This is a genomic window from Plantactinospora endophytica (assembly GCF_016862915.1).
Lineage (GTDB): Bacteria > Actinomycetota > Actinomycetes > Mycobacteriales > Micromonosporaceae > Plantactinospora > Plantactinospora endophytica.
The window spans coordinates 115,490-126,868 of the sequence record NZ_BONW01000030.1 but is presented as its reverse complement, the minus strand read 5'-3'; the positions used below and the strand labels follow the sequence as shown (position 1 = coordinate 126,868).

Sequence of the window (11,379 nt, the reverse complement as noted above, 5' to 3'; positions counted from 1 at the left end):
GGCCTGGAATTCGGTGCGAGCCCGGTCGAAGTCGCCCTGAGCGTGGGTCGCCCGAGCCGCCAGCCGAGCCGAGTGGGCGGCCAAGTGCACCAAGTCCGAGTGGGGACGTTCAATGCTGGACAGCCGCCGCATCAGCTCAAACGCGTGCGGGGCGAGGAGTTGCCACAACGGCCATCGTGGTGGGTCCTCCGGCAACCCCGTCGACTCACCATCAGCGGCCGAATAGATAGCCGACGCCGCGAGCATTTCAACGTCTGGGGGATCGTCTTGCAAGGCGGCGAAGGTGTCCAGGCTGGCCGCCCTTACAACAGGATGCAAGGTCAATACTCGCTGAACACCCGTACCAGCCGCGATGTCAATCAATGCCATGTCCACCAGCGCCTCCAACAACCGGGAGATGTCTCCGGCACTTACACCTCTCAGTAGGCTCGATTGGCTCAGTAGCTCAGGTTCGAGCAAAAGCCGGAACGGTACCGGCGCCTCAGCGAACTGCGCCAACAGCCGCAGCAACACCTCCGCCTGATCCAGGCCCCGTCTCGCCAAGAGATCTAGCGACAGCGTCAACGCCCGGCTGGTCACCTCCTCCGCCATCTCCTGACCCGCCACGAACCGACGCCCACCAGCGGCCTGCAACACCGCCAAATATTCACTGAACGTCGCCGGACGGCCAGGCTCGGGCAGCAGAGCCGCCCCCGTCGCCGCCAAATACGCCCCCGCCAACCGCAACGCCAGCGGCAACCCGCCCAGCCAGCGAGCCAACGCCCGCGCCTCATCAAGCCCGCCCGCCTGCTCACCAGCGGCATCGCGCAACACCTCCGCCGCCAGTTCCTCATCCAGCATCCCCACCCGCTGCGGGTGACACCACGACGGCCACCGCGCGCTACGGCTGGTCACCACCACCAACCCCTCCACCTCAGCCGGCCGCAACCACCCATTCCCATCCACCAACTGCCCCGACCCCGCAAGCACCTCCGGCTCATCAGCGTTGTCCACAACCAGCAACCACCCCGACGCCAACCCCGACAACCGCCCCCACAACACATCTCCGAGATCCCCGGCCCGCAGCTCCTGCTCGCTCGCACCCGCATGCCGAGCCACCGCCGTCAACCCCGCCCGCAACGACACCTCATCAACCGCCGACACCCACCACACCGGCCCGCCACCCGACCGCGCGCACACCTCCAACGCGATCGACGTCTTCCCACACCCGCCGAGCCCGTGCAACACCCGCACCCGCGACCCACCCACACCATCGGTGACCAGCCCCAGCAACTCATCAACCAGGTCATCCCGGCCCCGCAGATGCCGGCTACGCCGTCCCATCGGCGGCGCGACCGATACCGCCGGCCGGTCACCATCACCGCCCACGTACAGCGCGCCGACAGAACCGATAGCCATTCCATGACCAGCGGCGGTCAACGCTGTCTGCGCTTGCACCGCCACGCGATCAAAGCCGGGCCCAGCTAGGCCGAAGCCGGACCCGGCCTGTGAGGGTTTGCCGTCGACACCGACCCCTGCACCACACCCGCCACCACCGCCTGATCCCGCGCCTCCATCCGCACATCCCCCGCCGCGAAACCCCCATCACCCGCGACCGGGCCCACCCCAGCAGTGCCCCCTGACACCTCGCTGCCGTTCCCTGACCCGGGCGGTGGCACCGGACGCCGCCACGCGTACACCGCGATCGCCACCCCGGACACCGTGACGAAGAACCCCGCCACGGATACCCACCAGGACGCCCGCTCCACGCCCTGCGTCAAGAGGAACCGCGCAAACAACGCCAGGCTGGCACCGGCAACCAGCAAACCCACAACAAAGATCACCTTGCGTAGCAGTCGCATCGACACATCATCACCGACAGTCGCAACCAAACCAACACACAAACGACCGCCGCAACCACACCAGAAGACGCACCCACCCGGCCCAATCAGCCAAGGATCAGCAGAGCCCAGACAGCTCCACCTCCACCGCGCTCGTACCCTGTGCCCCCTACGTGCCCGTAGCGTCGGGAAACCACGGAGAACCGTGGGCAACCACAGGCACCATGACCAGGAGCGCAAGCCGCTGACTTTGACCCGGACCGGCGCCCAGCGAGTTCCCAAGCTGAGGGTGCTGGCAGGTTCGGCAGCCTCTACGCTGCGGACTACCCTGCGGGCGGCCTCCGGCCGTCCTCGGGCGCCCGCAGCGCACCGATCAGCCGATGTCGTGACGATCGCCAGTACTGTCGCCCATCATCGAGCGCCGGGCGATCGCTACCGCGCCGCTTCGCGGCTTGCTACCGAGTACGACCAGAGCGCCGCCGAGCGTCAGCAGAAAGTCAGCGAACGCCGTACCGCGCGGCCGACGACGATCATGCTCAGCAGCACGACCACCATCCCTGACCACGCGGTACGGCACTCGATCACACTCGGCGCTACGGCCGATCACTCTCCCCCCGACGGGGGTCGTCGCTTTTGGGAGTTAAGCGCATTCACGCTGGTCACAGCCCTTCTGTTTGGTTCGTGCAGCCTTCTGGTTGGTTCGTCCGGTCCTGTGGCGGCTCGGTGGGTGGCCTGTCGATGAGGTCGGGACGGGGCGCGTCGGGGCGGCGGTGGGGTAGTCGGCGGGTGATGCGCAACGTCCACCACGCTGCTCTTCGAGGCGCGCAGGAGTCCAGGTTGCCGCAGCGGGGGCAGCGGCCGTCGTGGCTGAGTGGGGTGTTCCTCGAACTGTCGTTGGGCGAGTCGTAGTCCGGCCTCCTCGGCGGGGGTGAGGTGGTGGCCTCTCACGGCGGGTTCTCGGGTGGGTTCGGTGTGGTGGGGGCGAGGAGGCGGGCGGGGACGAGGATCTGTGCCTGATCGCCGGATCGGCCGTCGTGCAGGATTTTTACGCCTTCGAGCCAGACCCACTCGTGCTGCTCGGGGCGATTGGCTACGAGTCGTACGCCGGTCACCCACAACGCCACGGGGCCGTCGGTGGGGCGGAACCTGCTGGCGGCCGGGATCCGGATCACCTCACCGAGCCGCACCCGTACGTCAAACACGACGTCCTCCGACCGGGTGCCGTGCCGGTCTCGGCGTTTGGACCAGTTGCAGGCCGGCCGGCTGTACGAAGATCTCTCGCCGCTCGACCGCTTCGCCTAGGTGGTCGAGGACGTAGCCGGTGATCCATGCCCATCCGTAGTACGTCGGCTTCGGATCGACCGCCAGGACTCGCAGCATCAGCGCTCGTGTGCCGGCGAACTGCACAGACGCTCGTCCGGTCACGCGTACCAGGTCTCCTGTCTTCGGCACCACGGAAGGTGTCCCCTTCGCTTCGGCGGCGCCGAGGTGGGCGGGTTCATCGGACCGGCCGTCGTCGTCGGGTCGACCGTACGTACGGTCACTGCCCAGCACCCACCCCGGGCCTGTCTCACCCGGCCAGCTCCCCGTCCACGCCAGGAACCTGCGGGCCGCTCACACCGGTACCGCCGCAGTCGATGCAGTTCCGCTGCTGTGTATGGCAAGGACCGGAACTCCACAACCTTCACCGGTCCGGGTTAGCCTCGAATCGGTGGTTGCGTTGTGTGGAGCGGCCATGCACTGATCGTGTACTTGTCGGCGGGGACCGTTCGAGGCCCGTAGTGGCATCTGTGGAGGACATCGGACAGACCTTCCAGGGACCTGTATTGATGCAAGGACCTGGGTGGGACAGCGTAGGGACAAGCCCAACCGAGGGAAGGCGGCACGATGGCTCGCGAGCGGCGCGAACCCCGCACTCTGCTGGCGCACCTGATCCAGCAGAGTGACCGCACGTACGAGGAACTGGCCGAGGAGTTCTCCCGGTTCGACCCTCGCGCGGCGATCAGCGCCCGGCACCTCGGCCGCCTGGCGCGCGGCGAACGGGACCTGTCCGGGGCAACCCCGGCAACCCGCCGTGCCTTGCAAGCCATGTTCGGCCGACCGGTCGACGAGCTGCAACGCCCCTGGGCTCCCGAGAACCCCTCCGCGATTCCGGAGCAGCGCGGCACCCTCGCCCTGCCCGGTACTGGCCCCGAAAGGACGATCCTCGCCATGGCCGCCCAACGCGCTCGCAACTACGCCATGCTCGCCGCCGAAGCCACCACCCCCGCCGCGATCCAGCAACTCGCCGAAGACGTACAGCGGCTCGCCCTGGCCTACCCGCAGCAGCCGGTCAACCAGCTCATCGGCGACCTCGCCGAGACCCAAGACACCCTGTTCACCCTGCTGGAGCGCCGCCAGCCGCCGAACCAGTCGAGGGATCTGCACTTCCTGGCCGGCATCACCAGCGGTCTACTGGCGAAGGTGTCGCACGACCTGGCCGACCCGCACGCCGCGATGCTGCAAACCCGCACCGCCGTACTCTGCGCCGAACAGGCCGGACACCCCGGACTGCAAGCCTGGCTGCGCGGCATGCAATCCCTCGTCGCCTACTGGGCCGGCCGGTACGCCGAAGCCGTCCGCTACGCCGACGCCGGACGCGAACACGCCACCGAAGCCGGCGGCACCACCGCGGTCTGGCTCCCCGCAAGCGCTGCCCGCGCCTACGCCGCCCTCGGCAACGCCGAACAAGCTAAGGCCGCCATCACCGAGGCCGAGCAGGCATGGACCCGGGTACGCCCCGACGACCTCGACGCGATGGGCGGCATCTGCACCTTCAACCAGCCCCGCACCCTCTACTACGCCGCCGACGCCCTGGCCTGGCTCCCCGACCAGGCCACCGCCGCCGAGGACTACGCCACGCGCGCCGTCACCGCCTACGCCGATCCCCACGACCCGGCATGGGCCTTCGGCGACCAGGCCGGATCCCACACCGACCTAGCCATCGCCCGGATCGCCGGCCGCGACCTCGACGCCGCCATCGACGCCCTGGCGCCCGTGCTAGAGCTGCCCGCCGACCAGCGGATCAACGGCATCGTTCACTCCGTCCGCCGCGTGCACCAGGCCGTCAGCCGCGCTGGACTCACCGCCGACGCCCGGGACCTGGTCGACGGGATCGAGCACTTCACCCACACCCCCGCCAACGCCCTCCCGCGATAGGCGAGGATCAGAGCGTGTACCCGATCGACACCATCACCGGCAGCTTGGTCGACCTCCGCGACTTCCGCCTCGACGACGTCACCGACGCCCTGGCCATCGTCGGCGACGACCGCGTCACCCGATGGCTCTCCTACGACAGCCGCGACCACGACCAGGCCGCCGTCATGATCGAAGGCGCCATCCAACGCGCCCAGTCCGAACCCCGCAACGAGTACTACCTGGCCATCACCGACAAGCAAGACCAGATGATCGGCTTCGGCAGGCTCGGCCTGGGCGGAGTCAAAGCCGCCAAACTCGGGTACGCCATCCACGCCGACCACTGGGGCCACGGCTTCGCCACCGACGCCGCCCGCACCCTCATCACCTACGGCTTCACCGTCCTCGACCTGCACCGCATCAGCGCCGCCATGGACCCCGAGAACGCCGGATCTATCGCCGTCGTCAAACGTCTCGGCATGCAGTACGAAGGCCACCTACGCGACCATGTCCACACCAACGGCACCTGGCGAGACTCCCTGCTCTACTCCATCCTTGCCCACGAATGGCTCACGGCCTTGGCCGACGCGTAGCCCATCCGTCACTGATCGTCAGGCCGAGCCCGGCAGGCGCAGATCACGATCCGTCGCACATCTGTAGCATTCGGACATGCGCGACGCAGCCACGCCCACAGACGACGGCCACGACGCCACACCCACGACCCAGCAACGCGCTGCCGCCATCCACGCCGCCGCCGCCGAAGTGCTCACCCGTGGAGTGGCGCAACTCTCCGCACTGGCGAGATGACGACACCAACCGCTACCGGTACCAACTCACCCTGGACACCGTCGCCACCCTGGACAAGCTGCCCGACTCCGAGATGTACGATGCCGTCTCCGCGTTGGTCGATGCAATCCGTCCCATCATCACCACATGGCGTCCCAGCCGCCCAAGCCCTCAGCAAGCCATCTGCGCCGCTGTGGAAGGATCGCCCTACCAGCAATGAACTACCAGCTCCGCGGAAGCTCTGTGTACGTCTTCAAAGCGGTCCACAAGCGGGCCGCACGCGCCGCCGCCAGGGGAGCGCGGCACCGGCCCCTCTGCGCGAGCGTCCAGGTCGAAAGCACGCCGACGCCCGTCGCTTGGCACGGACGACTACAGCCGGCCAGGAGCGGCCATGTGGTACCGGCTGAATCTGGACCTCCTCCTCAAAGCATCGGGAGGTGCTGAGCGTGAAGGACTCGGCGAAGATCCGGCGGGCGCCTCAGGCTCCAGATGCCGAAGACTCATCGGCCAGTGGTTGCGCGAGTCATCTCGGGCGCGATTGACCTCGACAAAGGGCGCAGACCAGCGTCCGATCCGCCAGCGTGCGTCCATTTCCGCTCGATGGCGGACTGGGCGTAGGACCATTCCCTTCCGGCGGTTGGCGGTAGGACGGGATAGGTGCGGGCCAGGGGCTTTTCGCGAGTTCGTGCCCGTTGGCTAGTCGGGCATAGGTGGATCCGGATAAGCCTCGCGAACATGTAGCAACAAAGGCCACTCTCGATAATCCCTTCGTGTTAACTCGCCGCCAACGATTAGCTGTCCGGCTAGCTCGGCGGCCTCTTTGTAGTCTCCTTGCAATGCCGTCTTGGCCAGCTGATATCTTCTGCTTAGCGTCGTAGTGTCCCAAGCTTCGACCTCGGCGGTAACCTTGGGATCTCCTAATCTTGACCGTGCGACCCAATGATTGACCCTCGTGGTGAGTCGGTCGACCTCGCTATCGAATCCCTCGTGGAGTCTTGCGTAGAGTTCGATAACGCAGTGGTATTTGCCGCTTTTGAGGTGCTCGAATATAGTATTGACCCCAAGGTTATTGATCGCTTCTCTGGACGCTGCATCCTTTCGGAAAAGCTTTCTTCCGACCGCGACTATAAGGACGACGGCGAAATCCCAGAGTTGATCAATGGCACCCGTAAGGTAGGCGGGAGTTATCTCAAGGTGTGTGTTGATTGTGGGAGGTGCTTCGAGGTCAGGCAACTTAAGTAGATAGAGATCGGACACTCTTCCATCGTTGTGTACGTGGATATGACGTCGCTGGAAGACCTCGCGAAGGTTGAGGCCATGACTGGTCATGTCCTCGTATTTGATACGCAGCTTATCGTCGAACCACTTCATCCAATCGTCGAAACTACCTTGTCGGAGGATTGAGTCGACTTGTTTATTAATACTATAGTTGCGGAACGCCTCAATCGACTTGAAGCCCGCTACCTCGGAGAATGAGAACTTCGCTTCGCTCGTGCTCATGGCTTCCGGGCGGGCCTTGAGGAAGGCGCGCATTGTGTCCCCCAAGAACACTTCGCAAGCACCGACGGTAGTGACAAGAAGAGATGAATATAGGATCGCTGCACGAGGCTTCCTTACTCTCGTTGCAGAGTACGCAGTCACTATGTCCATTGCCAGTCGACCTCTAATGCCGTTGGCCTCTAGTGCATCTATCATCTGATCCATGGCGGGTTGAAATTCATTTTGAAACTTCTCGCCAAAGTTTTGGTCTTCATGTTGAGCGCCTCCATCGGGGGGTCTGAAGCCTGTCCCTACTTCAAAATGTACCCGGCTTACGCCCTCTAAGCTCGTTTCCAGCCTCTCGAAGAACGTTGCGGCCGCGTCTAATGCGGCAGCACGCTTATCTTCACTAAGCGGAACACCCCGGCGCTCGATGATGGAGTCAATGACCCTCTCTGTGTCGTCTAAGGCCAAGACGTGAGTGCCGGTAAATTCAGTCAGCTCCTCTACTGCTTCCAAGGCGTCGGTTAATCGGATAAGGGCGCCACGAAAACGATCTACAGCCGGCGCCCCTATGTTCCTCGATGACATGGAAGTGAATAATACAGGTGGATTCACGACTCTCAAATGGGCCGATTGGACCGGGACCCGATGACCGATCTCCGAGGGCTCGCGAGGCCGACGTTCACCCATCTGTCGACAATCGGTGGGTTGCGTAAAAGGAACACTGCCGAAACGTCCTCATCTGGATCAAGGCGCGCCGCTGAGCGGCGCGCACCGTGACGCGTTGGCCAGCCGCAGGATGGGTGGACAAGTCGCCCACCTCCCAGGCCGGGACAGATGGCCGGGGAGGCAAGCCTGCGGCTTGGCCCGCGTCCGCACCACGTCAGCGACGGAGAGCCGAGAAGTAGAGGGCCGGGGTGCGGCGGCGCGCAATGTGTGGGGCCGCCCCCTCCACGCTCAAGGACGCAAGCGACGGCCGCAAGCGGCCTTCCTTGACTGCGGAGCCTCTGCGACCCCTTGGGGCAGCCTATCGCCGGACAGGCCCTGGCCTGCCCCCGAGGGTGGTCGCGTACCGCTGTCCCATCCCCCGGGATGCCAAGGCTGGCTTGATGCCGAGTCGACGAAGCGGCGCGTGGTCTCCGCACCTGTACCAACACGAAAATCTCTCGTCCTCAGAAGCTTTACGACAGACCCTCGCTTTCGGACTCACGGGCCGTCACGATGAGTGTCGAGGAACTTGCAGCCTTGCTACGCGGACCGGGGAGGCCTGTATGCGTGAGTGGCAGTACTGGACGCGGAACAAACTTGAGATCCTGGCTGGCTACCTACCCGCCTTCAATCAAGCTTCCGCCAAAGCCCGCCACCGTGTGTACGTCGATCTCATGGCTGGACAACCGTTCAACCGCGACAGGGCAACCGGAGTCGAGTTCGACGGATCAGCTCGACTGGCCCTGGCCGCGAAGCCGGGCTTCACGAAACTCGCCTTCTGTGAGATGGCCACGAAGGCGGCCAAGCTTCAACAGGACTTACCTGCCAGGTACCCAGACCGCATCAACGACTTCACGATCTACCCCGGAGACTGCAACGCCACCATCGATCAAGTCTTGCGTGATCTGTCGCCGTACCGGCGGTACCCGACATTCGTCTTTGTTGATCAGCAAGCCGCCGAGGTTGCTTGGCGGACGCTTGAAAAGGCCGCGAGGTTTCGAGACGGAATCCGAAAATCAGAGCTGTGGATATTGGCTTCTCCAGCAATGGTCGCCAAGGGAGTGAAAGGCACCAACGCCGACGCATTCGTCGAGCGAGTTGATCGCCTCTATGGCACTAAAGCGTGGCAGACTATTCAGGCCGCACGCGACGCCGATGCGATCTCGGCCGAGGAGTATCGGGACGAGATGGTCAACCTTCTAAGAAGGCGGCTTGAGAAAGGTCTCGGCTACGCTAACACGGCAAGGATTCCGATGCGGATGCTCCATGGTATGCCCATATATGACATGGTCTTCGCTACCGATCACGAGGTGGGCCAGAAGATAATGACCCACCTCTACCGCAAAGCTGCTGAGCGCGAACCTGAGATGCTAGCCGAGGCCCGAGAGAAGGCGGCAGACAAGCGCCGCGAGAAACAAGGCCTCCAGACCCTATTTGACGTCGAGGTCAGCGTGAAGCCGTCGGACATCACAAAATGGGAGCCTAAGGGATGTCTCGTAACTGGATGACGGTCCACGGTGGATCATGTCGGGGTGCAGGTGATCTCGGCAGCCCGCCCGGAGTGGATCTTCCCGTTCACCGGGTTGCAGCCCGTCCAGTTCCGCCGACTCGTCAAGCTGGTCGCCGAGCGTGGCGGTGACGCGATCGCTGACGGCCGGCCGGGCCGGCAGTGGGCTCTCGACCTGCCGGACCGGGTGTTGCTGGTCGCCGCGTACTGGCGCACGAACCTGACGATGCGGCAGATCGGCCCGCTGTTCGGGGTGTCGCACTCCGCCGCCCACCGGGTCATCGACACCCTCGGCCCCCTGCTCGCCCTGGCACCGGTACGCCGGCGCCGGGTCGACCAGATCACGATCGTCGACGGCACCCTGATCCCGACCCGGGACCACCGCCTGGCCGCCCAGAGCAAGAACTACCGCTACAGCAGCAACCTGCAGGTCGCCATCGACGCCCACACCCGCCTCGTCGTGGCCCTCGGCGATCCGCAGCCCGGCAACCGCAACGACACGATCGTCTACCGCACCTCGGGCATCGACCAGAAGCTGGCCGGACGGCCGGTGATGGCCGACGGCGCCTACCGCGGCAACCCCGAGGTGATCATCCCGTACCGCAAACCGGCCGACGGCAGCCCTCTACCCGACTGGAAGCTCGCGCTGAACAAGCAGCATCGCACCGTCCGAGCCCAGGTCGAACACGCCCTGGCCCGCATGAAGTGCTTCAAGATCCTGCGCGACTACCGCCGCGCCGCCCGCACATTGACCGACACCGCTTCCGGCATCGCCCACCTCCACAACATCATCCTGACCGGGTGACACCAACACCCTTGCCAGGCAACGCCTTCACCAAGTTACGAGACATCCTTTAGCGCCTCGTGGGATCCAAGGGGCAGGCCGTGGTGGCCTGAATACGCCTAGGACGGTATCGATGCAAGTACGGGGCTAGCCACCTTTGATGGCATTTGATCCCATGTTTTACCGTCCAAAGTTCTACCTCCAGCTTTGGCGCTTCTGCCGCCCCATTGCTTGAAGAAAAACGGGACACTTGCATCGACGCAGGCGTCCCGGATCTCGCGAACCCAGTTCGGATCCAAGGGCCGTGCGTGAGCGCCAGATTCTCCACCGGCAATGACCCAATCAAGGGCGGTAAAGTCCGCGTCGCGCAAAGAACCAAGTAGTGGCTCGGCTGATAGGAAACGCACAGACGCTGGGATCTTGCGGAGATGTGCTAGTCGATCCAAGTGAGATGCGTCCTCGATGCTGACACCAATCCAGACATTAGGCGGCCAGTCAAGACTAGCAGCGAGCTTGGCAAGCCGCATAGCCCTCTTTGTTAAGGTTTGGTAAGTGTGCATCGGCGTAGCCGCCATGACCTTAAATACTTCCTTGACAAAGCTGCCCGGGATTCGCGCATGGAATAGGTCGCTCATCGAGTTGACAAATACGACTCTCGGGTCACGCCAGCGGAACGGAATCGTGAGAGCATCCTCATGAATCGCGACGCCGAAGCCCGGCCCCGAGGTCCGAGGGTCTCCGTCTGTCTGATACTTGGCGGAGCCCATGGCCTTGAGTCGCTTCGCCAATGTAAGGGCGTAACAGTTGTCGCACCCGGCGGAGACCTTGTTGCATCCTGTCGTCGGGTTCCACGTGGCCTCAGTCCACTCGATGGCGCTACGGTCTGCCACTGGCTTCCTCCTTCAGCGTCACGGTCATCATCATGTCGAACGTACGTACGGCTTGTGAAGGCAAACCGCTCAATCTCCACCCGTGCGTAACCTTTCCCCTGTGCGGGCCGTTACGACACGGGAGGGTAGGACCCGAACGGTTTCGTGCCCGCACCGTGTCCGATCTGCCGGTCAACAGCGCGTGCCCCACGGGCTACCGCCCGGCGATGTGCGTACAGTCCGTCGCCA

11 protein-coding genes are annotated in these 11,379 nt (G+C 64.5%); 5 read left to right on the top strand and 6 right to left on the bottom strand.

What is annotated here, in order from left to right; translation table 11 throughout:
- From Pen02_RS29105 to Pen02_RS29090, 4 genes are all read right to left on the bottom strand, one after another.
- Positions 1-1,443, bottom strand: a 1,443-nt coding sequence (locus Pen02_RS29105; RefSeq protein WP_504739747.1) for a tetratricopeptide repeat-containing protein, incomplete at its 3' end; no start/stop codon positions are given.
- Positions 1,444-1,463: 20 nt separating this feature from the next.
- Positions 1,464-1,841 carry a hypothetical protein gene (locus Pen02_RS29100; protein ID WP_203869315.1) on the bottom strand — a complete coding sequence of 126 codons (378 nt, stop codon included), beginning with the start codon at positions 1,839-1,841 and terminating at the stop codon, positions 1,464-1,466.
- Between the two features lie 352 nt (positions 1,842-2,193).
- Positions 2,194-2,397 carry a hypothetical protein gene (locus tag Pen02_RS29095; protein WP_203869314.1) on the bottom strand — a complete coding sequence of 68 codons (204 nt, stop codon included), beginning with the start codon at positions 2,395-2,397 and terminating at the stop codon, positions 2,194-2,196.
- Positions 2,398-2,764: 367 nt separating this feature from the next.
- A complete protein-coding gene (locus Pen02_RS29090; RefSeq protein ID WP_203869313.1) occupies positions 2,765-3,022 on the bottom strand; it encodes a hypothetical protein in 258 nt (85 codons plus the stop codon).
- Between the two features lie 685 nt (positions 3,023-3,707).
- Between Pen02_RS29090 and Pen02_RS29085 the strand changes: the two genes are divergently transcribed.
- From Pen02_RS29085 to Pen02_RS29075, 3 genes are all read left to right on the top strand, one after another.
- The gene (locus Pen02_RS29085; RefSeq protein ID WP_203869312.1) at positions 3,708-5,018 is read left to right on the top strand and encodes an NsdA family TPR-like regulatory protein; all 1,311 of its coding nucleotides are present in this window, start codon (positions 3,708-3,710) and stop codon (positions 5,016-5,018) included.
- 14 nt (positions 5,019-5,032) lie between these two features.
- A complete protein-coding gene (locus Pen02_RS29080; RefSeq protein WP_203869311.1) occupies positions 5,033-5,587 on the top strand; it encodes a GNAT family N-acetyltransferase in 555 nt (184 codons plus the stop codon).
- 179 nt (positions 5,588-5,766) lie between these two features.
- Positions 5,767-6,000, top strand: a complete 234-nt coding sequence (locus Pen02_RS29075; protein ID WP_203869310.1) for a hypothetical protein — start codon at positions 5,767-5,769, stop codon at positions 5,998-6,000.
- Positions 6,001-6,476: 476 nt separating this feature from the next.
- On the opposite strand, the gene Pen02_RS29070 is transcribed toward Pen02_RS29075, so the two are convergent.
- The gene (locus Pen02_RS29070; protein WP_203869309.1) at positions 6,477-7,850 is read right to left on the bottom strand and encodes a hypothetical protein; all 1,374 of its coding nucleotides are present in this window, start codon (positions 7,848-7,850) and stop codon (positions 6,477-6,479) included.
- Positions 7,851-8,533: 683 nt separating this feature from the next.
- Here Pen02_RS29070 and Pen02_RS29065 point away from each other — a divergent pair.
- Both Pen02_RS29065 and Pen02_RS29060 read left to right on the top strand, forming a co-directional pair.
- A complete protein-coding gene (locus Pen02_RS29065; RefSeq protein ID WP_203869308.1) occupies positions 8,534-9,478 on the top strand; it encodes a three-Cys-motif partner protein TcmP in 945 nt (314 codons plus the stop codon).
- 24 nt (positions 9,479-9,502) lie between these two features.
- Positions 9,503-10,282 carry a transposase family protein gene (locus tag Pen02_RS29060; protein WP_203869307.1) on the top strand — a complete coding sequence of 260 codons (780 nt, stop codon included), beginning with the start codon at positions 9,503-9,505 and terminating at the stop codon, positions 10,280-10,282.
- A 98-nt stretch (positions 10,283-10,380) separates the two neighbouring features.
- Here the strand turns inward: Pen02_RS29060 and Pen02_RS29055 are convergent, their stop codons facing one another.
- A complete protein-coding gene (locus Pen02_RS29055) occupies positions 10,381-11,151 on the bottom strand; it encodes a DUF5131 family protein (protein WP_203869306.1) in 771 nt (256 codons plus the stop codon).
- Positions 11,152-11,379: the final 228 nt, after the last annotated feature.

What these genes read in the sequence shown, in the direction of transcription:
- Pen02_RS29100 (WP_203869315.1), bottom strand. Translation starts at nt 1,841, where the DNA reads ATGCGACTGCTACGCAAGGTGATCTTTGTTGTGGGTTTGCTGGTTGCC.
- Pen02_RS29085 (WP_203869312.1), top strand. Translation starts at nt 3,708, where the DNA reads ATGGCTCGCGAGCGGCGCGAACCCCGCACTCTGCTGGCGCACCTGATC.
- Pen02_RS29070 (WP_203869309.1), bottom strand. Translation starts at nt 7,850, where the DNA reads ATGTCATCGAGGAACATAGGGGCGCCGGCTGTAGATCGTTTTCGTGGC.
- Pen02_RS29065 (WP_203869308.1), top strand. Translation starts at nt 8,534, where the DNA reads ATGCGTGAGTGGCAGTACTGGACGCGGAACAAACTTGAGATCCTGGCT.